Origin of the sequence: Mucilaginibacter gotjawali (assembly GCF_002355435.1) — a bacterium.
In the GTDB taxonomy this organism is placed as follows: Bacteria; Bacteroidota; Bacteroidia; order Sphingobacteriales; family Sphingobacteriaceae; genus Mucilaginibacter; species Mucilaginibacter gotjawali.
The window spans coordinates 2605814-2628588 of sequence record NZ_AP017313.1; the positions used below are offsets into that span (position 1 = coordinate 2605814).

The 22775-nt window shown below is 43.0% G+C and carries 22 protein-coding genes; 10 read left to right on the forward strand and 12 right to left on the reverse strand.

Annotation, left to right across the window (positions count from 1 at the left end; translation table 11 throughout):
- Nucleotides 1-84 precede the first annotated feature (84 nt).
- The 3 genes from MgSA37_RS11700 to MgSA37_RS11710 all read right to left on the reverse strand — a co-directional run bounded on the left by MgSA37_RS11700 (nucleotide 85) and on the right by MgSA37_RS11710 (nucleotide 1670).
- On the reverse strand, nucleotides 85-576 hold the full coding sequence (locus tag MgSA37_RS11700; protein ID WP_096352110.1) for a D-glycero-alpha-D-manno-heptose-1,7-bisphosphate 7-phosphatase: 492 nt from the start codon (nucleotides 574-576) through the stop codon (nucleotides 85-87).
- Between the two features lie 157 nt (nucleotides 577-733).
- Nucleotides 734-1282: a hypothetical protein gene (locus MgSA37_RS11705; RefSeq protein WP_096352112.1), complete on the reverse strand. Its 549-nt coding sequence runs from the start codon at nucleotides 1280-1282 to the stop codon at nucleotides 734-736.
- A 190-nt stretch (nucleotides 1283-1472) separates the two neighbouring features.
- Entirely contained in the window at nucleotides 1473-1670 is a 198-nt protein-coding gene (locus MgSA37_RS11710; protein ID WP_096352114.1) for a hypothetical protein, read from the reverse strand.
- 236 nt (nucleotides 1671-1906) lie between these two features.
- Between MgSA37_RS11710 and MgSA37_RS11715 the strand changes: the two genes are divergently transcribed.
- A complete protein-coding gene (locus tag MgSA37_RS11715; protein ID WP_096352116.1) occupies nucleotides 1907-2116 on the forward strand; it encodes a hypothetical protein in 210 nt (69 codons plus the stop codon).
- A 137-nt stretch (nucleotides 2117-2253) separates the two neighbouring features.
- On the opposite strand, the gene MgSA37_RS11720 is transcribed toward MgSA37_RS11715, so the two are convergent.
- Nucleotides 2254-3015, reverse strand: coding sequence for an oxygenase MpaB family protein (locus tag MgSA37_RS11720; protein ID WP_096352117.1), 762 nt, complete (start codon nucleotides 3013-3015; stop codon nucleotides 2254-2256).
- Between the two features lie 73 nt (nucleotides 3016-3088).
- Complete coding sequence (locus MgSA37_RS11725) at nucleotides 3089-3469, reverse strand: ribosomal maturation YjgA family protein (RefSeq protein WP_096357425.1); 381 nt, start codon at nucleotides 3467-3469, stop codon at nucleotides 3089-3091.
- 115 nt (nucleotides 3470-3584) lie between these two features.
- Here MgSA37_RS11725 and MgSA37_RS11730 point away from each other — a divergent pair, with 115 nt between their 5' ends.
- Nucleotides 3585-4064: a hypothetical protein gene (locus MgSA37_RS11730; protein WP_096352119.1), complete on the forward strand. Its 480-nt coding sequence runs from the start codon at nucleotides 3585-3587 to the stop codon at nucleotides 4062-4064.
- A 32-nt stretch (nucleotides 4065-4096) separates the two neighbouring features.
- Here the strand turns inward: MgSA37_RS11730 and MgSA37_RS11735 are convergent, their stop codons facing one another.
- The 4 genes from MgSA37_RS11735 to MgSA37_RS11750 all read right to left on the reverse strand — a co-directional run bounded on the left by MgSA37_RS11735 (nucleotide 4097) and on the right by MgSA37_RS11750 (nucleotide 8835).
- A complete protein-coding gene (locus MgSA37_RS11735; protein WP_096352120.1) occupies nucleotides 4097-5221 on the reverse strand; it encodes a C1 family peptidase in 1125 nt (374 codons plus the stop codon).
- An 83-nt stretch (nucleotides 5222-5304) separates the two neighbouring features.
- Complete coding sequence (locus MgSA37_RS11740) at nucleotides 5305-5760, reverse strand: MarR family winged helix-turn-helix transcriptional regulator (protein ID WP_096352122.1); 456 nt, start codon at nucleotides 5758-5760, stop codon at nucleotides 5305-5307.
- Nucleotides 5761-5860: 100 nt separating this feature from the next.
- Nucleotides 5861-8428, reverse strand: a complete 2568-nt coding sequence (locus MgSA37_RS11745) for a DUF5686 and carboxypeptidase-like regulatory domain-containing protein (RefSeq protein ID WP_096357427.1) — start codon at nucleotides 8426-8428, stop codon at nucleotides 5861-5863.
- The gene (locus MgSA37_RS11750) at nucleotides 8425-8835 is read right to left on the reverse strand and encodes a hypothetical protein (protein WP_096352123.1); all 411 of its coding nucleotides are present in this window, start codon (nucleotides 8833-8835) and stop codon (nucleotides 8425-8427) included. Before MgSA37_RS11750 ends, MgSA37_RS11745 begins: the two co-directional genes overlap by 4 nt.
- A 322-nt stretch (nucleotides 8836-9157) precedes the next feature.
- On the opposite strand from MgSA37_RS11750, the gene MgSA37_RS11755 reads away from it, so the two are divergent.
- Together MgSA37_RS11755 and MgSA37_RS11760 are read left to right on the forward strand one after the other, a co-directional pair.
- The gene (locus MgSA37_RS11755) at nucleotides 9158-10483 is read left to right on the forward strand and encodes a metallophosphoesterase (protein ID WP_096352125.1); all 1326 of its coding nucleotides are present in this window, start codon (nucleotides 9158-9160) and stop codon (nucleotides 10481-10483) included.
- A gap of 178 nt (nucleotides 10484-10661) precedes the next feature.
- Nucleotides 10662-11579 carry a sugar phosphate isomerase/epimerase family protein gene (locus tag MgSA37_RS11760; protein ID WP_197706124.1) on the forward strand — a complete coding sequence of 306 codons (918 nt, stop codon included), beginning with the start codon at nucleotides 10662-10664 and terminating at the stop codon, nucleotides 11577-11579.
- A gap of 65 nt (nucleotides 11580-11644) precedes the next feature.
- Here the strand turns inward: MgSA37_RS11760 and MgSA37_RS11765 are convergent, their stop codons facing one another.
- From MgSA37_RS11765 to MgSA37_RS11775, 3 genes are all read right to left on the reverse strand, one after another.
- Nucleotides 11645-13141 (reverse strand): M56 family metallopeptidase, encoded by a 1497-nt coding sequence (locus tag MgSA37_RS11765; protein WP_096352128.1) that lies wholly within the window; start codon nucleotides 13139-13141, stop codon nucleotides 11645-11647.
- A 28-nt stretch (nucleotides 13142-13169) separates the two neighbouring features.
- Nucleotides 13170-13508: a BlaI/MecI/CopY family transcriptional regulator gene (locus MgSA37_RS11770; protein ID WP_096352129.1), complete on the reverse strand. Its 339-nt coding sequence runs from the start codon at nucleotides 13506-13508 to the stop codon at nucleotides 13170-13172.
- Between the two features lie 131 nt (nucleotides 13509-13639).
- Nucleotides 13640-14695, reverse strand: coding sequence for a virginiamycin B lyase family protein (locus MgSA37_RS11775; protein WP_096352131.1), 1056 nt, complete (start codon nucleotides 14693-14695; stop codon nucleotides 13640-13642).
- A 409-nt stretch (nucleotides 14696-15104) separates the two neighbouring features.
- Between MgSA37_RS11775 and MgSA37_RS11780 the strand changes: the two genes are divergently transcribed.
- The 6 genes from MgSA37_RS11780 (at nucleotide 15105) to MgSA37_RS29390 (ending at nucleotide 22761) form a co-directional block, all read left to right on the forward strand.
- Nucleotides 15105-15353 carry a 4a-hydroxytetrahydrobiopterin dehydratase gene (locus MgSA37_RS11780; protein ID WP_096352132.1) on the forward strand — a complete coding sequence of 83 codons (249 nt, stop codon included), beginning with the start codon at nucleotides 15105-15107 and terminating at the stop codon, nucleotides 15351-15353.
- A gap of 344 nt (nucleotides 15354-15697) precedes the next feature.
- Nucleotides 15698-17932, forward strand: a complete 2235-nt coding sequence (pflB, locus tag MgSA37_RS11785) for a formate C-acetyltransferase (RefSeq protein ID WP_096352134.1) — start codon at nucleotides 15698-15700, stop codon at nucleotides 17930-17932.
- A gap of 76 nt (nucleotides 17933-18008) precedes the next feature.
- Nucleotides 18009-18794 carry a pyruvate formate-lyase-activating protein gene (gene pflA / locus MgSA37_RS11790; RefSeq protein WP_096352135.1) on the forward strand — a complete coding sequence of 262 codons (786 nt, stop codon included), beginning with the start codon at nucleotides 18009-18011 and terminating at the stop codon, nucleotides 18792-18794.
- Nucleotides 18795-19226: 432 nt separating this feature from the next.
- On the forward strand, nucleotides 19227-21836 hold the full coding sequence (mutS, locus tag MgSA37_RS11795) for a DNA mismatch repair protein MutS (protein ID WP_096352137.1): 2610 nt from the start codon (nucleotides 19227-19229) through the stop codon (nucleotides 21834-21836).
- A 201-nt stretch (nucleotides 21837-22037) separates the two neighbouring features.
- On the forward strand, nucleotides 22038-22604 hold the full coding sequence (locus MgSA37_RS11800) for a C40 family peptidase (protein ID WP_096352138.1): 567 nt from the start codon (nucleotides 22038-22040) through the stop codon (nucleotides 22602-22604).
- A 31-nt stretch (nucleotides 22605-22635) separates the two neighbouring features.
- On the forward strand, nucleotides 22636-22761 hold the full coding sequence (locus MgSA37_RS29390) for a hypothetical protein (protein ID WP_260146635.1): 126 nt from the start codon (nucleotides 22636-22638) through the stop codon (nucleotides 22759-22761).
- The last annotated feature ends 14 nt before the right edge of the window (nucleotides 22762-22775 follow it).

Sequence of the window (22775 nt, forward strand, 5' to 3'; positions counted from 1 at the left end):
TTGTTTTGGTTTCGAAAGTCATAGCCCAACTTGTTAATTTTTAACATTACAACCTTACAACTTTTCAACAATCTTCCCCAACAACTACACAATCATCCCCAAAACCTCGCTCAATGGTTGGTCGCTGTCAACCAAAATTCCGTTTACCCCAGCTGCTGTGGCGGCTGTCATGTCCCGTTCACGGTCGCCGATAAAGTACGATTTGGATGGATCGAGATTGTATTTTTCGATGCCCCGCAGTAACAATCCTGGTTTTGGTTTGCGGCAATCGCAATCGCCGGTAAAATCGGGATGATGGGGGCAATAGAATATATCTGTAAATTCAACGCCATGTTCGCTGTACACTTTTTTTAATTGGCGGTGCATTTTTGCCAGTTCATCCTCACTGTACCAGCCTTTCGCCAGGCCGCCCTGGTTGGTGGCTACAATCAGTAAATAGCCTTTATCCTGTAATGTTTTTAGGGCACTAAAATTATTAAGAACCTCAAAATCCTCAACCCGGCAAACATAGTCGCCCATTTCACGGTTTAATACGCCGTCGCGGTCTAAAAAAACAGCTTTATTTTTTTCTGGCATTTATAAATTTTTGGCAAAGGTAACAATTTTGAAAAATAGGGGCATTGGCGTTGCTGCAATACCGTTTATGGGATTATTTACCAGTGTTAAAATAAAAAATCCGGGATCAAATTTATGTTTTTGATCCCGGATTAATATCATTGAATTAACCTCCTGGCTAATTGCTGCTAAAAGTATAAGGCATACTGTTAAATGCGCCGTCGAGAACTTTATTAATCGTGATCGAGATTAAATTGCCGCTCCCATCGTAATTATATTTCCGGGTAACAAGTGAAAATGTTCCGGTTACCACCTTTTTAACTGAATCAATTGCGGTAAATACTACCGTTCCTGAGCCTGCTCCAACGGTGCCCTGTTCAACAAATCCAGCACTCCCTTTGGTGTAAAAAGCAAATTGGTGCAACTGGGCACTATCTGCATTAAACGTATACAACGGGAACCCGGGCGTATTGCTGGAGCTCGGTATATTTACAGAAATAGTAACTTCTTTATTGTTTGCTATACCAGAGCAGGTGAAAACTTTAGTTTTTGCAGCCGAGTTGTAGGTGATAGCCGCTTGCGTAGTATCGGCGCTCCAGGTTGAATCGTTAATAATGGCATACATGGTGTTGGTAGAGGCCGCATAAGCTGTGTAGGTGTCTTTTTTACATTTTTGCAGTAACAGAACTGCTAATAACAAAGTAATAATAAGTGAAAGTTTCTTCATATATGATTGTTTAGCAAAAGAACGACTTTTACCTTAGATTAATATAACAGGTATTGGTTTTTTTACACAATTTAACATTTGGGAGGTGAGTAGTGAGTTGTGAAAAATGAATAGAAGGAGAATGTGCGGGCTACTTAATCCATTTTATTTTTTTTCACCACTCACTATTTACTCCTCACCATTCACCGCCTTACTTGAAATACGACAGCGGTATCTCCTTCCACATGCCGCCGGAAAGTCCGCCGGTAAGCAATTCGTAGATGAGGTATAATGGCCAAAAAATGTAACCAAGTAATAAAAGGATGAGGTTATGGTTATAGTACCAGTTTATCATTAGTGCATAAATACCCAATATCAGGTAAAGGATACTCGAATCTCTGTTTTTCATTTCAAATTATTTAATGCGGTTAAACTAATACTAATTGGTAATAATACCAAATGTTTGAAGCCTGGCGGATATTAAAATCATGTTAATAACAAATATCTGATCAATGTTGTTTGTTAAGCATAAATATATAACTTGCCCCATGTTTATGTTAGTTTATGCTTCATAAATTTCACAATAAAAAACAAATTATAAAAACAAATTACCCCCCAATTGGGTTAACTTAAAAAAAACTTATCATGGCAACAACAAACGGAATTACTGCTTATTCAGTAAAAACAAAAACAAAGAATGTACCAATGATCGATCCTGTTATCGATATCAAGTCAGGAAGGTACATTGCAACAGGAACAGATGCAGCAGGCAACAAAATGGCAGCCATAATGGGTAAAGCAGCCGCCGAAGAACATATCGCAAACGGCAACGCTAAAAAAGGCTCTGGCTGGTAGTTTCTTCGGGGCCAAAGGTTAATGACGAAGATTACTCTTTCTATTTTACCTTCCTGAATTAATTGATTATCCCGGTTTTAATGTAATTGGCTGTTTTACAGTTATGTTATGTTTGAACCGGGATTCTTTTTTTAAGCTTAGTTTACATCAAGCTGCGAAATACGGATTTTATAAGCAACCGGAAGTAAGGCGCTTTTTAAGGTATTGTCAAGCTTTATAATGCGGAATAGCTTATAAAATTGCAGCAGCGCAATAAGCCAATATTTGTTTTTCAGGCCTAATAAATAGCTTACCCGTGGAGGCGCCAGCTGAAATTGCACCTGTTTTAAAATGGTATACCGGGTAACGCCAAGGTGTTTTTTATACTGGTGATAAAGATCAATAGTAAACTCACTTTTGACGAGGTTTTCCGCTAAATGCTTATCCCTTGACACTGCCCAGTGGCGATAATCAGCAGGCAGACCTGCCAGTTGCATCCGGTTTCCTACGCGAAGAAAAACCTCAAAAACTTCATTTTTTTCTGCTTGTGTCAGCTTCCTTTCCAATAACTCATACGAACGGACCGAATAATCAATTAACAGGTATAATACATCCCGGTAAGCCCAATCCGGTATTTTATCATGTCTTTTTTTTTCCACATCCTGGTGAATAGCGGTTATACGGTCAATAGCCGCGAGCGCTTTTTGCTCTTCCGAGAAAATGATCTGGCCCGCGTATTCAACTGTGGAGAACAGACGGGCAAGAGGATCTGCCGGTAACCGGCCTGTGAAGTATAGCCAGTCAACCGCTTTGTTTAACGCGAACTCCGCAGCGGCTCCGGCGAATATAAAAAGAACGGTATCGGCCTTACCCCAGATCTTCCGGACGATTGAATTCTGATCAACAAAATATTTTTCCATAAAAAAATTAAAGCGTTAGACGTGAAACATCGCGTCTCTACAAATTCGTTACAAAATCATTTTTATACGTTTTCTAAAACTTTTTAAGGCTTAGTCGCAGATTCTCCACAACAATAATCAAAACGATGCCCAGCGTATACACCACCATATCCATAAACGAAAAGGAGGTACCCATCAATATTTTTGCCAGCTTTGAATTTTGTAAACCCAAAACCCTTGCCAAATGAAAATATTGGGAGAACTCAACACAATAAGCAAATAGCAGAACCCCACCGGCGGTAAGCAGCACCGGCAGATTGAAAAAGCTTCTTACAATGCAATAAATCAGCATCACCACCAAAAAATCACCGCCATAAGGCCGGATGAAGCTGTCATGCACGTATAGTGCAATGATAAATTCAGTTATGAATAGGAGAAAAGTTGCAATAAAATAGCCAATATGGAATTTTATCATATTAAAAGTACTTTGCATCGCAAAGTAAAAAATAATAAATTAAAACCACAAATAATAGGAAATCAATTACTCTTTTTATTTTAATAATTGTAGTTTCGATTTTTATAAAATAGCTATGTACAACCAAACCAGCACAATCAATCCTAAAAGCCTGATAAAAACCACCATTATTATTCACCTCGCATTGCTGATAGGCCAGGTTTTATTTGGCGCGGTCGTTTTTGCCATTACACCAAACCCGGTGTTTAATTTGAAACCAGGAAACGACGTGTTTTTTTATGTATTGATTTTATTGGTCGGGCTTGGCATATTTTTGGGCGGTTTTTTATTTAAACAACAATTGGCAAATGCGGCTGAAAAAACAAATTTGAAGGATAAGCTGGGCGTTTATCAAACCGCCTTTATCGTTAGGGCTGCGTTAAGTGAGGGCGCATCTATGTTTGGTATTGTTTGCACCATGATTACCAGTAATTTATTTTACCTGGCAATTGTGGGCATCAATATCCTTTTCTTTATATCGATCAGGCCCACACGTGATAAAATTGAGGAGGCCCTCAACCTGGATTACAACGAAAAAGCAGCCATTGACGAATAATTTTATTCGATTACTGTTTTTTGCGGCCGTTATTATAATGGCCTTCCCGGCTTGCTGCTTGCCAGCGATAAATATTTTGGATCCAGCGCTTTTTTGGGAACGGTAATACTTATTGTATTGATGCCGAAGTAATTTACAGAGATATAGTCGTACCCCTTAAAAGGCGTGTCGCCAACGGAATCTTTCAAAATGAAAAACAATTTACCGTTTTGGCTTTTAGCGATGCCGACAACGTGGATGAGATGATCATCCTGGGTTACCAGTGTTTCAAATAATTGCTGGCGCAGTTGCTGGTTAAAATCCATTTCGGTGGTATCGGCGTTGGCAACATTTGAAAATCTTTTATCTTCAAACAAGGCATAGCCACTGTGATGGCAGTTCCAGCCATTATTGGTTACGTCCATATCAACCACCAGCGGAAAGCCTTTAACAATGGTTTTGCTGGCTATGCTGATCATCTCTTCTAAGGGTACATTCAGATAAGGCTCAGACATTAAAAAGTTATCAGGGATCTCGAGCGCGAAATTCTGGTAAAAGGGGTGGTGGGTAAAGGATGTTATGGTGACATAGTCATCCGGGTTAAATTTCAACACCTCTTTTTCAAAAGTCAGCGGTGTATATGTCTTTCCCTGCCATGTGAATTTTTCAGGCGGAGTGCCGGCAATGGCGTCGTGTTTTTTGATGAAGCCGGTAAGCCAGTTGGGATCTATCGGTTTGGTTTTCAAAACCGAGTCGAGGTATTTTTTTAGTACCTCATCCAGTTGAACCGTGGAACTTTCCGAAAATTTAACTGCATTATCACGCCCGTAAAATTCAGCGGGTATAGCACCATATTTTTGGATCCCGAATAAGGCATCATGCGATAATCCACCAGCCTCGAACAGGGTGGTGCCGTTTGATAATATATAGCGTTTTGCTTTCTCGATATAAAGGTTGCGGGCGGTAAACAATTCCGAGAGGTCGATGTCTTTACGGTCGTTTATGATAGCGCCCGATTCAATCATCGAGGTAGTTGAAAACGACCAGCAGGTATTGGTATTTCCCTGGTATTTAACTGTGCCGGCCGGGATTTGCTTTATGGTGGCAGGAACACTTTTTTGAGCGAACGCGCAGTTAACAGAAATTAATATTGCAAGGGTTGTGAAAAACTTTGTCATGTTTGGTTTTAGCCTTATTTAAAAGCTAAAAGTAAACATAAAATCCAATTGAGGAATAATGCGATTGAAAATGGATGCACTATTTAAGCGGGCAGGCAGCTTTGTTTTTCGTGAAATTCCACCAGTTTTAACAACACATCAATAGCTATTTCGTAATTTTTTGCACCGACGAGCTTTTTATATTGATCCTCCAGCTGGTAGATCTGCGTTTTGATATAATGGTAATATTTCTCACCGTCCGGGGTATAATGAAGTATCACCGAACGGGCATCTGCAGCGCTCTTTTCGCTTCTGACCATATTTATTTCTTCAAGCTCTTTGATGATCTTGCTGGTAGCCTGCTTGGTAACGTTTAATTTTTCTGCAAGCTCGTTGTTCGAGATCCCGTTTTGGCCGATACTCATAAAAACCGGCAGGTGCGCATGGTTAAAACCCGGGTAGTGCACGCGGCACAGCTTTTTTTCGTTCCAGTCGTCCATGAAACGTTTTAACAAGTAGATAAGTTTAATTGTAAACCTCTGTGAATTTTCGGTTTCCATGATCTTTTTTATTAAAACCTTGTTTAATCAGCCTTTTTAAATAATCTGTGTTACTTTATATAAAACATTAAAATAGTCAACTTGGTTTACAAATGTATTATTAAAAGTCGAACTTAACGCGTGCCCTGATGCCCCATTTGGATACCTCCGGGTTATCCAGGTAAGTAAAGCGCCTAACCAAATCAACCCTGATCAACCTGAAAATATTTCCTATGCCGAAGCTGCCTTCCATATACGGCCCGTTATTTAGCGTATAGGTAACCGGTAATCCTGTGGTGCTGTTGATGGGGTACTTCAATAACAACGGGTCGTTAGCCGGATTGTTTTCGCTCCTTACACCACCCCATAGTCCTTTAAAATCGATGATCTCGCGCAGTTTTAATTTCTTCAGCAAGGGTACTTTATTGAAAAAGAACCCGTTGAAATTATGATCGATATTGATGCTGGCATAATGGTCGCTCACAAACTCCTGGAAATTCATCAGGTTGTAGGAATCCAACTGCAACGAATAGGTTTGATTGGCATGGTGGATATCCATCAGCGGGAACGGCACTTTGCCAAAAATATAGTTCCCCTCAACAATCACATCAGAATAGCCCAACTGCGACAGGTAAAAGCGTTTGGTGATGTTGCCGGTTAAGTTTTGGTAATTATACTGTCCTCCAAAAAAATTCTTAACACCCTGGTTATATCTTAGCGTAAAAATAGGGTAGCGGTCAACAATGGGTACCCTGTAAATTTTACCTTGGTAAAAAGTTTCGTGCGGGGCATACCGTAACTCAAGGGAAAGCTCGGTAGTTTTTACCGTATTGATATTATTTACGTTATTGCCAATTACATTCTGAAAATACAAAGCGCCGGCCGGGCTTTGTCCCCAATTTTTAAAACCCACCTTATAGGAAAAATGGTTATCGTATTCATGCACATAATCCAAACGGAAAATATTGTTATACAGCCACATATCGTTTTCGCCGCGTTTAAATGATAGCAGGAAATTGTCTTCCTGCACAAACTGCAGCTCCTGGCCGGGGATCTTGGTGTCGTGCTGGAAGCTGGCCCTGATATAATTTTGCGGGAATGAGTAGATAGATTTGTTGTTGAGTGAATAAGTTGAGCTTAAAAAATATTTAAACCGTTCGTCCTTTGTGCCATAGGCGCCATAGGTTTCAAAGTAATAGCGCTTGCTTAATTCTGGTGTCGAGCGGCCGCCCAAACGAACGCGGAAGCCTTCCACCGGGTTAAAGCTATAAAAAGTACTGGCCGGTCCGGTTTCAAATGCACCGAAGTTTTTGTAACCTGCCAGGCCCAATGTAACCCAATCCATGGTGCGCTTTACTGAGGCTATAGTTTGCAGGCTGTCGATATTTTTATAGATGCCTGCTTTTTCGGGCGCCAGAGTATCCGGGCGGTTTGCCTCCCAGTAATGATTATCCTTGTTTTCTGAATTAGCGGCAAATACCTGCTCAGGGCCGTCATAAGTTGGTTTAGGACGGGGGCTGTTCATCAAAAAACTATCGATGATCACTTTACGCTCGCCGAACATGCCCCCGCCCTTATTTTTATTCAGCGCAAATTCCATTTTTAAATCGCTTTGGCTTAAATGATATTTACCGTCACCATTCTTTTCGAACGACAGGATGGTTTGCATCTGGCGCACAAAATTCAGGTTGATGTGCTTGTTTACCGTTAAAACCGCTTTCTCAACAGCATAATTGCCATCCATGGTTACATAAAGTTTGCCGGCAAAAAGCAGATCATTGGTATTTCGCGGGGTAAAGCTTAATTCAATTAACTGCGGCGACTGATCCTTCAGCGTATCAGTAATAAAAAACTTATAAAAATCAGGAGAATGGTCGGCAATAGGGCTCAGCAATTGGTTGGTTACCAGCTGGATATTGTTGTCGTATATATCAATATTTTGATACAAACGGTTAAAGTAGGAAGAAAGGCCCTGGTTATCAATAAAACTTTCATCGTATTTAACCTGTTTGTTGGCTTCAATTACCTGTTTTTTGGCATAGGGCGATTTGCGGTAATAGTTTTGCGAAAGTTTCTCTTCCATATAAATAGGGAGGAGAATTTTGCCGCCAATGGCTGTTGAATCCTGCTCACGGAACAGGAACTGGTAATTTTTAAAGATGCGTTTGTTTTTGAATTTGTCTGAAAGGTTGCTCAGGTAAAAATTCAACAGTTCGTACTGGCGGTACTCTGCATAATCATAACTTTCGAGACGGTTTTTTTCTTTATGGTCGATCACCTGGCGGATCAGTTCAACCGCGGGGTTATTTTTGTTGCGGTATTTTGGTTTCTTACCCGATTTTACCACCACTTCGTTCAATAACTGCCGGTCTTCGGTTAACGCGATATTTATGGTTTGCTCTTTGCCGGGTTCAACGGATTTTATTTCGGTTTTAAAACCTACATATGTAATACGTATTTGTGTGTAGTTGCTATTTGAAACCAGTCGGTATTTGCCCTGGTTATCGCTGGAGGCGCCCTGTTTCCCGCCAACGAACGTTACTGTTACAAAAGGCAGGGTTTCTTTTGTTTTGGCGTCGGTAATAGTGCCATGAACCAGGGTTTGGCCATACAGGCCCTGCGCTGCGGCAAAAAAGAACGACACTAATAAAATTGGTTTATATAAAATTATAGTAAATAGTTTTTTCATTGTAAACATAGTTTAAATGGTGTGCCGGGCTGGCTGTAATCAGGACAATTGGTCCTGGTATTCTTTTTTCCAAAATATCGCCCGGCTATATATTCAGGAAAACTTACGACAAAACCTGCTGCAAGGATTACCCAGGTGTGCAGGGTGAGTACCAGGAATTCCATATTGATATTTGGCCCGAGAAGGTTGTGCTTTAAGCCTTCGATAGATGCGTTGAACAGGTAAGCGCTGATAGATTTGGCCCTTAACTTATAATCAGTTGATTTAAAGTTTAAAAGCCATGTTTTAAAGTCCGTTTTCCACCGGAAAGCACTTGCCAGGTTTTTTAAACCCGTAAGTTGTGCATAGTTATCAGCTTTTTTGATGAAGCTGATCAGTATTTCCTGTGTGATATAGACGATATTCATATTTTTTATTTGACAGTACAAATGTAAACCAAGTTGACTATATTGGTCAACTGAATTTACCAATTTGACAATCATATAACATCTTTGTGACAAAAGAATGAAGATTATATACTGCCTTTAATGAGTAGGCGATCAGGAAGCGGAAATATTTTAATGGTTGAAAAAAATTACTTTTGAGGGGTAACTACGGGCTTATTATATCGTCTTGTTTCATTGACCAAAAAGCGATGTAATTAATTTGACCCTTATTGGCCTTTTTTATAGAATATAATCCTGAAATTTATTGCCTGTACCTTAAGGGCTGCTACTAAACACATATCGAATGAATTTCATAAAAAAGCATTTTCCTGCGCTTGGGCTTGGTTTCCTCGTCTTATCAGCCACAGTTTTATCTTTTACCCGCATTTCAGGAACAACAGCAAAAGCTCCGTTAACACAAAAATGTTTGATCGTATCTGATATTCACTTTAATCCTTTTTATGGCACTACGGTGGGCGACAGCGTTTTAAAAAAGAAGCTGGAAAACGCGTCGTTTGCGGAATGGAAACAATATTTTGAAGGGTTTGCGCCGCAGATGGCCATCAATAGTAACCTGCTATTTAAAGATGCCAATTACGGGGTGTTGCAATCTGCTTTGTTTAATATGAAAAAACGGCTGCCCGATCCGGCTTTTATCCTTATCGCGGGCGATTTTATCTGGCACGGCGCCACCCCGGCTGATTCGGTGCTGAAAAAGAAATGCATCCTGTTTATTGCGGGGTTATTAAAGGAGTATTTTCCGAATGCATTGATCATCCCGGCGATGGGCAATAACGATACTTACGGACAGGACTATGCCCTGCAGGATTCTAAATTTTTAAATGATTTTGCCAGCGCCTGGGAGCCGAACTTGCCCGGGCCTTCGGCTGATTCGTTAAAGGCCAGGGGGTATTACACTGCCGAAACGGGCAATTTGAGGCTGGTGGTGATCAATACCGCATCTTTAAATTTGGGCAGCAATTATAAACCACAGGCCGATGCGATGCTCAAATGGTTGGATAATAACCTGGCCAATGCCAACGGCAAAAACGTATGGATATTGATGCACATCCCGCCGGGAATCAACGCCTTTAACAAAAAGAACTTCTGGAATGTAGCGTCTTCCGATGCATTTGTCCACACTATCGTAAAACATGCCGCATCGGTTAAACTCATTATTGGCAGCCATGTACATTTGAATGATTTTAAGGTGGTGTATGATAATGCCAGGATGCCGAAGCCGGTGGCTTTGATGCGGATTGTACCTTCGATATGCTCTAATCATGGTAATAACCCATCGTTTGAAGTGGCTGAATTTAATACGGCTACCGGGAATATTGTCAATGAAACCAACTGGTACCTTAACCTTGCGACTATCCCGAAGGATAAAGAAACGCAGCAACTTACCTGGACAGATACATTGAATACTGCAAAATCCCTTGAAATGAAAGGCCTTAGCGCCGTAGATTTTTCAAAACTGATCGATCATATTAAGGCTGATAAAACCGGGCAAATGATCAAGCATTATGCAGATTTTTATGATGTGGGGACAAAAGCGGACAGCGCGATTTTTATCAATCACGCCACTTATATGAATTATTTAAAAGCGGATTCGTTGAGGGAGAAATAGATCTGGTGTGTGTGATTCCTGCCAAGAGGAGAATTTACACACCCCCGCCCCCTCTCAAGAGGGGAACCCGGCGCACTGTGGCCTTTTTAAAGCCCAGCCTGTGCGATTCCCCTCTTGAGAGGGGTGGAGGGGTGTGTTAGTGGTATGTCTGTTTCTGGTAATTTTTATATAAACATTTATGATGAACACCTATTCACGCCGCCAATTTCTGCAAACCTCGTCACTGCTGGCAGCAGGGGCGGCAATAGCATCCTCATTCAAGCTCAAAAAGGAAAAACCGCTGCTGTCTTTTTCAACTTTGGGCTGTCCCGATTGGTCGTTTAACCAAATCATTGATTTTGCTGCCCAACATGGCTACGATGGCATCGAGCTGCGCGGCATCCGGCGTGAAATGGACCTTACCAAAGTAAAAGAATTAAGTACCGACGAAAACAGGCGGCAAACTTTACAGCAAATGAAGGACAAGGGCCTGCGCTTTGCCGACCTGGGCTCTTCCGCAATGATGCATATTGCCGATCCTGCTGAAAGAGGGAAAAATTTAGACGAAGGCCGCCGCTTTATCGACCTGGCGCAGCAACTGGAATGCCCTTTTGTACGCGTCTTCCCTAATACCTTCCCGAAAGACGGGGACAAAGCCGCTGCCACAGACCTGATGGTGAAAGGCCTGCTGGAACTGGCCGACCATGCCAAAGGGAGCAAGGTAAGTGTATTGGTTGAATCGCATGGCGACCTGGTAAAAATAGCCGGCCTTGAAACCGTGTTGAAAGCCGCCAAACACCCCAACACCGGCATGATCTGGGACGTGTGCAACATGTGGGCCATCACCAAAGAACCGCCTGCCGAAGCCTATAAAGCTTTACACCCCTATATCAGGCATACGCATATAAAAGACGGAAAAATTGCCGGCAACGATGTGCATTATGTGCTGTTAGGGCAGGGGGAAGTGCCCATTTTTGAAGCAATTGACGCCCTGCGGAACGGGGGATACAAAGGCTTTTACAGCTTTGAATGGGAAAAACTATGGCATCCTGAAATTGGGGAACCCGATGTGGCCATAGCGGATTATGCGAGGGTGATGAGAGCGCATTTTGGGTAATTATTTGGCTGAATTTATTTTTAGGACGCGTCTTTTAATCCAAGGCGCGCCCGGCTATCTTGACATCAGGATTTAAAGTGAAAAAGCATCATACTGTTATTACGGTTTGCAATCGCTTGCTTGCGATAGCTTTTGTAATAGGCTAAAGTCATTAACTCTACCTGGTAATGAAATCCGTCGTTTTTAACCGCCTTATCCGTTAGTCTGCTAAAAAAAATCTGGTTAATGTTTTTAGGGTTGATGTTTTGTAATTCAGCATTTTTAATGCGTTTGCCGTTTAACCAAATTCCATATGTGCCAGCGTCAGCCCATGTGGCCAGGTCATGCGCACTTACGACCGATCCATGTGCTGGTGCTGGCGGGTAATCAAAAATGATTGTTCTGTATTTTTGCTGCGCCAAACTCATGTGTTGGAACAGGTATTCCATGCGTTCTTCCTCAGGCTTAGTTATACTCTTGCTTACGTCAAGGCGCCGGGTGGTGTATTTCGTTTCATAAGCTTCGTATTCGGCCATTTCACTTGCCGAAATACCATTAATGGTACTCGGATATTTTCGCCCGTCAAAATGTACCATTACGCCGCCGTTGTTTGATTTACTTGCAATTGGTTGGTTGCTATCCTTTGATTTTGCTGAATCGACAGGCTTGTTATTACTTGTTGGTTGCTGTGCAATTGTTTTGTTACAAAATAGTATAAATGCACCGGCGATAACCGGGATTACTGTGAGCCGGATAGCCCAGGCCGAAGCTGCGGAAGTGTGTTTGGTCATCATCATTAATCGTTTTTTGGTTATGGAATAGTTAAACTCACTGGTGATACTTAAGCCAGGGAGTAGCGAGGCTTTACTTAGCAATAATTTCTGGTACCTGCTGATATTGCCGGAACTGCGAAGTGCAGCCGCATCAGCAATAAATTCATGGTTGAGTTGAATAGCCCGGCGGAAAAAGAAAAAAAATGGGTTAAACCAGAAGACAGCCTGGACCAGACTGATGAAGATTACATCAATGGAGTGATATTGAACTGCGTGGGCCATTTCATGGTCAATTACGCCTTGTTCGATCTTATTTTGATAATAGTATTTTTTATTTAAAAAGATATGGCCTAAAAAGGTGTGAGGAACGACGTCCTTGTCGGTAAGTACCAGCCAGGCTTCACCATATCGCTGTTTATCCTGATGCCTGAATTCTTTAATAATAAAAAATAGATTGATGAAAAACCGCAAAAGCAGCAACATAGCTACTATACAGTAGATAACTGCGGCGTAATAGCCATAATTAATTTGCGATTTACCAGGGGTGATGGTTGCTTGAGTTTTTGTTTCTGCTGTTAGTGCACTATTAACGTTAACGATTTGCTGCTGTACAGCAGCAAATGACGGCATTTCGGGTGTTGTTCTCTCGTTTTGATGAACAATAATCAATGGTACCGTTAACGAAAATAAAATACTCAGCAGCAGATAAGCCCTGTTAAAATTAAACAGGTTGGTGTTTTTGAGCAGCAGCTGATAAACCATTAATAGCATGCCCGAACAAAGTGTCGAGTTGATTACCCAGTTAATCATTTGTTTTTGCGTTTAATTTCGGTTTCTATTATTTTTTTAGCTCTTCCAGTTCTTTGGCTGACAGATCAGTCTCTTTGGTGAAGAATGACGCGAATTGCATAGCCGAACTGCCAAAGAAATTATTGATAAGGCCTTTTACCTGCTTTGAAAAATAGGCGGATTTTTTAACCAGCGGAAAATATTGCCGGCTATTGCCCATTAATTCATAGCCCACAAAACCCTTATTCTGCATGCGTTTTAATAAAGTTGCAATAGTAGTAGTGGCTGGTTTGGGATCAGGGTAGCTTTCAATAAGGTCTTTCATGAATACGCGGTCGCGGTCCCATATCATTTCCATTAACTGTTCTTCGGCATCGGTTAATTTCATCTGCTCTATAAGTTTAGAATATACTCTACAAATGTAGAGTATAAAATTGCAATTCCAAATTTTTCTCAAAAAAAAACGAACGTCACCCGTGCAGGCAATGTTCGTTTTAAAATGAAGGAAAAGGTCTCTCCTTATACCAACTTTATCTTCCCCAACTTATCCGTCATCATTTCGGTAAACCAAAGGTTGCCATCATGGTCGGGCCGGATGCGGTGCATCATGGACATTTTGCTGGGGATGGTATGCATCACAAAGGGAATGCCCGAAAGGTCGTCGCCCTGCAGCTGCCTGATCGATTTATCAAACATGATGATATAATCATACCCTGCCGGGGTAGGGTTGGCAGCATCAACATAAACCTGCACCCACAGGTTGCCATCCGGATCGAAGGAAAGCGAAGCCAGGATATCGTTTTTTCGTAATGCAGGCACACGGTATTCGGTCATATTACCATTCATGTCAATTTTGCCAATTTTTACGCCCGCTTCTTCGGTAAACCACATAAACGGCTCGCATTGGTCGGGGATCACGGCAATAGGGCGGCTGTTTGCTGTGGGGATCTTATATTCGTTCACCACGCCGTCTTTTGATATGTTAAGGATCATGCTGCCCAATAGTTCGGTACCCCAGATCCCGCCATCGGCGCCGGCCGAAAGAAATATGGGCAGGGCGGCCAGTGTGTTCAGTTGAAAATGTTCAACTGATCTGTCTTTTTTTATCCGGCCTATGGTACTGGTGCGTTTGCCCGTAAACCAGATGGTTTCGCCATCGGCGTCAAGGCCAATACCATGCGGGGCCGTATTGATGACGGTTGGATGTGCACCGGCCGTATATATTTGCACGTCAATCTGTTCCACTATATTCCCGTTATCATCCAGCCGGGCTATTATGCCAATAAATTCAAGCGAAACCCAAAGCTGGTTGTGTTTATCAATTAACAGGCCATGGGGGCCGCTGTCGTCCGGCATTTTATAATAGGTAAGCAGCTTTCCGCTATAGTCGAATTTGGCGATGCGGTGCATGTTTTGCCCGGTAACAAAAATAAAATCCTTGCTGATCACCAGCTCGTGGGTCGATCCTGGCAGTGTGTCGCCGGGCCAATTCAGGCTGTATTCGGTAATTATTCCAAGGGTTGAGGGGTTGGTGGTGGTAGGCGCATTGGGCATGCCGGGCATATTCATATCCATGTTTTTAAGGGTTTGGTTTTATTGGTTAGGTTAAAAGGTTTGTTGATAAGGTTGTTAAATTTGACAACTAAGTTAATGTTAATCCATAAAATATTTCTTTTAAGATTTAAAAATCGCTAAAAGATGATTTTATAAGGATATCGTAGAGACGCGATGCATCGCGTCTTTGCCCTTCTAAGCAATTACACGCCTGTCAGCAGGAGACGCGAAGCATCGCGTCTCTACGGCGTTTGCGAATGAATTTTAATGATTTGCGATAAATTTACGGGCGTTCGGGTCTGAGACGCAAAATATTGCGTCTCTACGATGAATAAAACCGGGACGCATTTTAGCCGATACGTTAAAATCAGAACAAAAAGCGGATATTTTGTTTATTAATAGGAACAGGCTTTTTTAAATTATTATCATCATGTGGAACGAAACCAATAACAAATTATACCGCGCTTTTGAATTCAAGGATTTTTCGGAAGCCTTTGCATTTATGACGAGGGTGGCCCTGATCGCCGAAAAAATCGACCATCACCCCACCTGGACAAATACCTGGAACAAAGTTGAAATTTGGCTAAACACCCACGATGCAGGCGATATGGTGACCGAAAAGGACAGGGAACTGGCGAAGCGGATAGATCAAGTCCTGAGTCTTAAGTCAGGAGTCTAAAGTCTCACCAGCGGCTTGTAGTTTGCAATTAATTTTAGGTTAGAAATTTATTGCTATTGTGCTCCGGCGCGCAGATCTCTGCTTTTTTACAGAATTTTTAATGCCGAAAAATGAGTTTAATTCCATTGTTAGCCCGGATTTTAAGGCCATCGCACGGCCCGGCAAGTATTAAAATTATAAATATGTTAAATATCTGTTTTTATATACCTGAAAATTATGATTTTTTTTAAATACTTTAATTTTTACAGCCATAATTAAAAAAATCTCTGATCATATTATAATGTGATTTTGCGCACTTTTTGTAGTACAAGCCCACCATAGCTTTGAGGTATAAAATTTATGAAATGAAAACAGAAGAAACAACTATCCCATTTATTCCGGGTGCATGGAATTCAACCATTAATGTTTATGATTTTGTTATAAAAAATATAACTCCCTATACCGGCGATGCATCGTTCCTTGCCGGTCCTTCAGCAAAAACAACCAGGCTGTGGGACGCCTGCAAAACAGTGCTGTTAAAAGAACGCGAAAATGGTGGTGTTTTGGCTATTGATACCGAAACTATATCTAACATTACCGCATTCGGTCCTGGCTATATCAAACAGGACGATGAAGTAATTGTTGGCCTGCAGACAGACCAACTGCTGAAAAGGGCAATGAAGCCTTTCGGAGGGATCAAGCTTGTTGAATCAGCGTTGAGCGAACATGGTATGAAAATTTCTCCTAAGGTTCATGAAATTTTCAACTACGCTAAAAATCACAACGAATCAGTATTTAAAGCCTATGACAGCGAGATCCGTGCTTTCCGCTCACACCACGTTTTAACCGGCCTGCCCGACAACTATGCACGTGGCCGCATTATCGGCGACTTCCGCAGGATGGCTTTATATGGCGTTGACCAATTGATCAACTTTAAGAAAGCCGACCTGCAAAGGGTTGACGGCGAAATGACCGACCATAAAGTTCGTTTACGTGAGGAGATCAGCGAACAGATCAATGCCTTAAAAGCAATGGTGGAAATGGCCGCCGCTTATGGCTTTGATTTAAAAAAGCCGGCAGAAAATGCAGCTGAAGCCGTTCAGTGGTTGTATTTTGCTTACCTGTCTGCAGTTAAAGAGCAGGACGGTGCTGCCATGTCATTGGGTAACGTGGCCTCTTTCCTTGATATTTTTATTGAAAGGGATATAAAGGCAGGTGTATTGAATGAAGAAGGCGCACAGGAACTGATCGACCAGTTTGTAATGAAATTACGCGTGATCCGCCACTTACGCCCGGCTTCGTATGACGAGATCTTCGGCGGCGATCCTACCTGGGTAACCGAAGCCTTAGGCGGTTTCTTAAACGACGGCCGTACCAAGGTTACCCGTACTACTTTCCGTTTTTTACAAACGCTGTATAATTTAGGGGCATCTCCTGAGCCAAACTTAACTGTACTATGGTCTGATAACCTGCCAGAAGGCTTTAAAGAGTTCTGCGCAAAGGTTTCTATTGATACCTCTTCAATCCAGTACGAAAATGACGACCTGATGCGTACCACCAGGGGTAGCGATGATTACGGAATTGCCTGCTGCGTTTCGTACCAGAAAGTGGGTAAATCCATCCAGCACTTTGGTGCAAGGGCCAACCTGCCAAAAGTTTTATTGCTGGCATTAAACGGCGGCCGCGAAGAACAGGAAGGAGTGAAAGTTTTAAAAGAGATTCCTGAACTGCCTGAAGGTGTTTTGGATTACGACCTGGTACTTGATGTGTTTAAACGCAGTTTATCGGACCTGGCCAGGGTATATGCCAAAGCCATGTATATTATCCATTATATGCATGATAAGTACTACTACGAACGCGCCCAGATGGCGCTGATAGATACTGACCCGCATGTGGATATCGCCTACGGCGCAGCCGGGATCTCTATTATTGCCGACTCATTGGCGGCCATTAAATACGCCAGGGTAACACCGGTTAGAAACGAAAAGGGCCTGACTGTTGAATTTAAAATAGAAGGGGAATATCCTCAATACGGTAATGATGATGATCGCGTTGACAATATAGCTGTAGAAATAACTAAGTTTTTTGTTACTGAACTTCGCAAGCATGTGGCTTATAAAAATGCTACGCCTACTTTGTCATTACTTACCATCACTTCAAATGTAATGTATGGTACCAATACCGGCGCCACACCTGACGGAAGGAAAAAAGGGGAAGCTTTTGCACCCGGGGCCAACCCCATGCACGGGCGTGACAGCAGCGGCGCTATAGCCTCCTTAAATTCTGTTTGTAAACTGGATTATAACGATGTACAGGATGGTATTTCAAATACCTTTACCATGGTGCCAAAATCATTGGGTTACACACCGGAAGAACAGGTAACCAACCTGGTGAACACGTTGAACGGGTACTTTAAACAAGGTGGTTTCCATTTGAATGTGAATATTTTGAACAGGGAAACCCTGCTCGACGCCTATGATCACCCCGAAAATTACCCGCAGTTAACCATCCGCGTTTCCGGATACGCTGTGAATTTTGTAAGGCTTTCAAAAGAACACCAGATGGAAGTAATTACCCGTACTTTCCATGAATGTATGTAGTTGCTAAATTAAAATGTATATTTATAGGAGCCGGGCTGCAAAACAGCCCGGCTTTTTTTAAGCAAAAGGATAACTTATGATATATTTCCCTTTACAGGATATTGAAGCTGCGAAATTAAATATTGATGACCCGGATCATCTGCGGATCCATTCGCTGGAAACATTCGGCACGCATGACGGCCCCGGCGTAAGGATGGTGGTTTTTGTACAGGGCTGCCAGTTTCGCTGCGTGTATTGCCATAACCCCGATTCGATTGACGTTAAAGGCGGTATGCTGGTTGAAATAAGCGAACTGGTAAAGCGGGCCGTACAGCAAAAAAATTACTTTGGCGCCGAAGGCGGCGTCACCGTTTCGGGCGGCGAGCCTTTGCTGCAGAGAAGTAAACTCATCACATTTTTTAAACTGCTGCATGAACAGGGCATCAATACCTGCCTGGATAGCAATGGCAGGCTGAACAATGCCGAAGTGCACGAACTGCTGGAATATACCGATATATTATTGCTGGATGTGAAGCACATCAACGATGAATGGCACCATAAACTAACCGGTTTATCCAACAAAACCACGCTTGAACTGGCCGCTTACCGCGAGTCGACCGGGCGGCCGATGTGGCTGCGTTACGTATTGGTTCCGGGATGGACGGACCAGCCGGAATATATTGAAGAGTGGTGCCGCCATTTTACCAATTACAAAACCGTTGAGCGGGTTGAAATAATAAGCTTTCACCAGATGGGACGCCATAAATGGGATAGCATGGGGATGATCTATCCGCTCATCGACACCCCGGTGCCCACCCGCGAGCAAAGGCACCAGGTAAAGGCGATTTTTAAAAAATACTTTAAGAATATAGCGCTCAAATAGTTTCCCGAGGGCAATCGCTTTTTAAATAAAGCAACCGGGAGGAGGCTCCCCTGGAGCCATACTTTTCAATTTTATTTTTCTATAAACACGGGACTCCTACGGAGTCTGACAGGCACGTTAACATTAGCTCCGGAGGAGCGGCCTGTTTATAGAAAAATCGAATTTGTTTTTAAGGCTCCAAAGGAGCCTCCTCTTTAAAAGCGATAGCCCTGGTAGTTTCCCGGTAGGTCGAAATTTAGTCAGCTCGGGAAGTGCAATATTTCGGACAGAGTAATCCACAAAACAATCATTTTTCCACAAAGCGGTTATAAACGGCTTAACGCATTAACTTTACCGTTTGGTTGGGGGCGAAGTTGGAGTGATTGTAATTGTTTAAAAGGTAAACAATTACGACCCTTACAACTTTTACAACCCTTTTAACTAAACAGAAAATTGGCAAAGGAAACCGGGAAAGAAACACCCTTAATGCAGCAGTACAACCAGGTAAAGGCCAAATATCCTGGCGCCTTATTGCTTTTTCGCGTGGGTGATTTTTATGAAACCTTTGGCGAGGATGCGATAAAAACAGCGGGAATATTAGGGATTGTGCTTACCCGAAGGGCAAATGGGGCTGCTACGCATATCGAGCTGGCGGGTTTTCCGCACCATTCCCTGGATACTTATTTACCAAAATTGGTTAGGGCAGGGCAGCGGGTGGCGATCTGCGACCAGCTGGAAGACCCCAAGGCTACCAAAACTATTGTAAAGCGCGGGGTGACGGAACTGGTTACACCGGGTGTAGCCATCAACGACAATATTCTTCACCAAAAAAGCAACAACTACCTGGCATCGCTGCATTTTGATAAAAACAGCATCGGGGTAGCGTTTATAGATATCAGCACCGGGGAATTTTTAACAGCGCAGGGCAGCAGCAGCTATATTGATAAACTGCTGCAAAGTTATTCGCCAAGCGAGGTGATCTATACCAAAAGCCGCCGGCATGATTTTAAAGAACTGTTTGGCGACCGCTTTTATACTTACACCCTTGATGAATGGCCCTACAGCGGCGATTACGCCAATGAGGTGCTGCTGAAACACTTTGGAGTAAAATCATTAAAAGGTTTCGGGATCGATAAGCTGAGCCTGGGCATCGTAGCCGCGGGCGTGGCGCTGCATTACCTTAATGAGACCGAACACCGCAACCTGCAGCATATTTCGGCCATCAGCAGGATAGAGGAGGACCGCTACCTCTGGCTCGACCGTTACAGTGTGCGTAACCTGGAACTGGTGGGCTCGGCTAATGAAAATGCGCATACCCTGGTAGAAGTGCTTGATCAAACCTGCTCGCCGATGGGCGCACGTTTGCTGAGGCGCTGGATCGTGATGCCGTTAAAGGAGATCAAACCGATCAACGACAGGCTGAATGTGGTGGAATTCCTGATTGAACAGGAAGAATTACGTGAAAGCCTGAAACAAAATATCCGCCTGATAGGCGATTTGGAGCGATTGATCTCAAAAATTGGCCTGCTGAAGGCCAACCCCCGCGAGGTTTGCCAGCTGAAAAAAGCGCTGAATGCCATTGGCCTGATCAAAAAGCAGGGCGAAACATCGCCAAGCCTGCCTTTGCAGGCCATCAGCGCGCAGCTTAATCCCTGCACGCTGATTTGCGAAAAGATTGAAAAAGAGCTGAGCGCCGAACCACCTGTGATGCTGGTAAAAGGTGGCGTAATGAACGAAGGGATAAATGAAGAGCTTGACCGCCTGCGGAAGATCGCTTTTGGGGGCAAAGGATATTTACTGGAGATCCAGAAGCGGGAGGCGGAAACAACCGGCATCCCCTCTTTAAAAGTATCCTTCAACAATGTGTTTGGGTATTATTTGGAAGTTACTCATAGTCATCGGGATAAGGTGCCTTCAGAATGGATCCGGAAGCAAACTTTGGTGAATGCCGAACGCTATATTACTCCTGAATTAAAAGAATACGAAGAGCAGATATTAGGCGCCGAAGAAAAGATCCTGGCATTGGAAACAAAACTCTATAATGATTTGGTGTATTCGCTGGCTGAGTATATTAAACCAATACAATTGAACGCTCAATTGATTGCCAGGCTGGATGTATTGTTGAATTTTGGCACCATCGCCATCAAAAATTATTACGTAAAACCGGAAGTAAACGACAGCCGCTTAATTGACATCAAAGGCGGGCGGCACCCGGTGATTGAAAAAACACTACCCCTGGGCGAAGAGTATATCACCAATGATGTTTACCTCGACTCGGAAACACAGCAGATCATTATCATCACAGGGCCCAATATGGCCGGTAAATCGGCTTTGCTGCGGCAAACCGGGCTCATTGTACTGATGGCCCAGATGGGGTGCTTTGTGCCTGCCAAAGCGGCCTCTATAGGGCTGGTGGACAAGATCTTTACCCGTGTGGGGGCATCGGATAACTTGTCGTCGGGTGAATCTACCTTTATGGTGGAGATGAATGAAACAGCAAGTATCCTCAATAACTTGTCTGACAGGAGCTTGATCCTGCTGGATGAGATAGGGAGGGGCACAAGCACTTATGACGGGATCTCCATCGCATGGTCAATTGCCGAATTTTTGCATAACCAGCCGCAAGCCCGGGCCAAAACACTGTTTGCCACTCACTACCATGAGTTGAACGAACTGAGCAATAGCTTCAGTCGCATCAAAAATTTCAATGTATCGGTAAAAGAGATCGGCCACCAGATCATCTTCCTGCGCAAGCTGGTGCCCGGCGGCAGCGAACATAGTTTCGGGATCCATGTGGCCAAACTGGCCGGGATGCCGCAAAAAGTATTGAGCCGCGCCAACGAGATCCTCAAAAAACTGGAAGCCGAGCGGACAGGGGGGGAGCACATTAAAGAAAGTATCCGCAAAGTGCAGAAACAGGCCGTACAGATGCAGATGTTCTCCATAGATGACCCCGTTTTAGTTAAAATTCGTGATACGCTAAATAACCTTGATGTAAATACCTTAACGCCGGTTGAAGCCCTGATGAAGCTGGATGAGATACAAAGGGTGATTAAAGGGTAAGAGGATTTACGATTTTAGAATTACGATTTTTTATTTCGGAATTCGGAATTTCGATTTCGGAATTAAAAACTGGATTAAGGATTCTTTCACCGCTTTCTTTCGGACTTTACCGACTTTACTGACTTCCGGACTTCCTCTCATGTTAACATGTTAAAAACCTTTATGTAACCTTTTGGGGTGTTTAGCCGTATTTTTAGGCGGATGAAAAAAACGCTTTACCTTTTTTGCATTTTGCTGGCTTTTACTGCGGTATTGACCTCTTGTCATTCGCGCAGGGCAGCTATGCGCGGCGAACCGGGCGAGGTGGTAAAGCCGCAGCTTAGCGTTGCTGAAAAATATTCGGCGATAATGGGGGTGGAGAAAAGTGATATCCAAAACGGCAGGCTTTATGAATTTATTGACGATTGGATGGGCACGCCTTACCATTTCGGAGGGCAGGATAAAAGCGGTGTTGATTGTTCGGGCCTGGCGCAATTGCTTGAATCGCAGGTTTTTGGTGTGGAGATCCCGCGCTCAACCGGCGAACAGATCAATGTTATTAAACGCAAGTATGAAGAAGAACTGGTTGAAGGCGACCTGATATTTTTTGATTACGACGGCAAAAAATTCAGCCATGTGGGCGTTTACCTGCAGAACGGCTATTTTGTTCATGCCAGCTCAACAAAAGGGGTAACCATCACCCGGTTGCATGATCCTTATACCTATAAATATTTTTCGCGCTGCGGCTCTGTCATTGCGCAGGACCCAAATTCAGCGCCGGGTAAATAATCAGGCATAATTTTGTTAACTTTGCCTCATCATGGCAGACGAAAAAGACAAATACAGTTTCTGGACAAAATATAAACGTTTCGCAGGTAACGAAATTCTGCTCTATGTGATTATGATCATAGGCATCATCCTCGGCCTCATCATTTTCAGCAAATAGTTGCTGCGGCAATT

Excerpts from the sequence above, each read along its gene's own strand:
- MgSA37_RS11745 (WP_096357427.1), bottom strand. The coding sequence starts at position 8,428 with ATGAAAAAACTATTTACTATAATTTTATATAAACCAATTTTATTAGTG.
- MgSA37_RS11720 (WP_096352117.1), bottom strand. The coding sequence starts at position 3,015 with ATGGAAAAATATTTTGTTGATCAGAATTCAATCGTCCGGAAGATCTGG.
- MgSA37_RS11780 (WP_096352132.1), top strand. The coding sequence starts at position 15,105 with ATGTGGAACGAAACCAATAACAAATTATACCGCGCTTTTGAATTCAAG.
- MgSA37_RS11750 (WP_096352123.1), bottom strand. The coding sequence starts at position 8,835 with ATGAATATCGTCTATATCACACAGGAAATACTGATCAGCTTCATCAAA.
- MgSA37_RS11735 (WP_096352120.1), bottom strand. The coding sequence starts at position 5,221 with ATGACAAAGTTTTTCACAACCCTTGCAATATTAATTTCTGTTAACTGC.
- pflA (WP_096352135.1), top strand. The coding sequence starts at position 18,009 with ATGATATATTTCCCTTTACAGGATATTGAAGCTGCGAAATTAAATATT.
- MgSA37_RS11770 (WP_096352129.1), bottom strand. The coding sequence starts at position 13,508 with ATGAAATTAACCGATGCCGAAGAACAGTTAATGGAAATGATATGGGAC.
- MgSA37_RS11730 (WP_096352119.1), top strand. The coding sequence starts at position 3,585 with ATGTACAACCAAACCAGCACAATCAATCCTAAAAGCCTGATAAAAACC.
- MgSA37_RS11775 (WP_096352131.1), bottom strand. The coding sequence starts at position 14,695 with ATGGATATGAATATGCCCGGCATGCCCAATGCGCCTACCACCACCAAC.
- MgSA37_RS11725 (WP_096357425.1), bottom strand. The coding sequence starts at position 3,469 with ATGATAAAATTCCATATTGGCTATTTTATTGCAACTTTTCTCCTATTC.
- MgSA37_RS11800 (WP_096352138.1), top strand. The coding sequence starts at position 22,038 with ATGAAAAAAACGCTTTACCTTTTTTGCATTTTGCTGGCTTTTACTGCG.
- MgSA37_RS11715 (WP_096352116.1), top strand. The coding sequence starts at position 1,907 with ATGGCAACAACAAACGGAATTACTGCTTATTCAGTAAAAACAAAAACA.
- pflB (WP_096352134.1), top strand. The coding sequence starts at position 15,698 with ATGAAAACAGAAGAAACAACTATCCCATTTATTCCGGGTGCATGGAAT.
- MgSA37_RS11755 (WP_096352125.1), top strand. The coding sequence starts at position 9,158 with ATGAATTTCATAAAAAAGCATTTTCCTGCGCTTGGGCTTGGTTTCCTC.
- MgSA37_RS11765 (WP_096352128.1), bottom strand. The coding sequence starts at position 13,141 with ATGATTAACTGGGTAATCAACTCGACACTTTGTTCGGGCATGCTATTA.
- MgSA37_RS11710 (WP_096352114.1), bottom strand. The coding sequence starts at position 1,670 with ATGAAAAACAGAGATTCGAGTATCCTTTACCTGATATTGGGTATTTAT.
- MgSA37_RS11760 (WP_197706124.1), top strand. The coding sequence starts at position 10,662 with ATGATGAACACCTATTCACGCCGCCAATTTCTGCAAACCTCGTCACTG.
- MgSA37_RS11705 (WP_096352112.1), bottom strand. The coding sequence starts at position 1,282 with ATGAAGAAACTTTCACTTATTATTACTTTGTTATTAGCAGTTCTGTTA.
- MgSA37_RS11700 (WP_096352110.1), bottom strand. The coding sequence starts at position 576 with ATGCCAGAAAAAAATAAAGCTGTTTTTTTAGACCGCGACGGCGTATTA.
- MgSA37_RS11740 (WP_096352122.1), bottom strand. The coding sequence starts at position 5,760 with ATGGAAACCGAAAATTCACAGAGGTTTACAATTAAACTTATCTACTTG.
- MgSA37_RS29390 (WP_260146635.1), top strand. The coding sequence starts at position 22,636 with ATGGCAGACGAAAAAGACAAATACAGTTTCTGGACAAAATATAAACGT.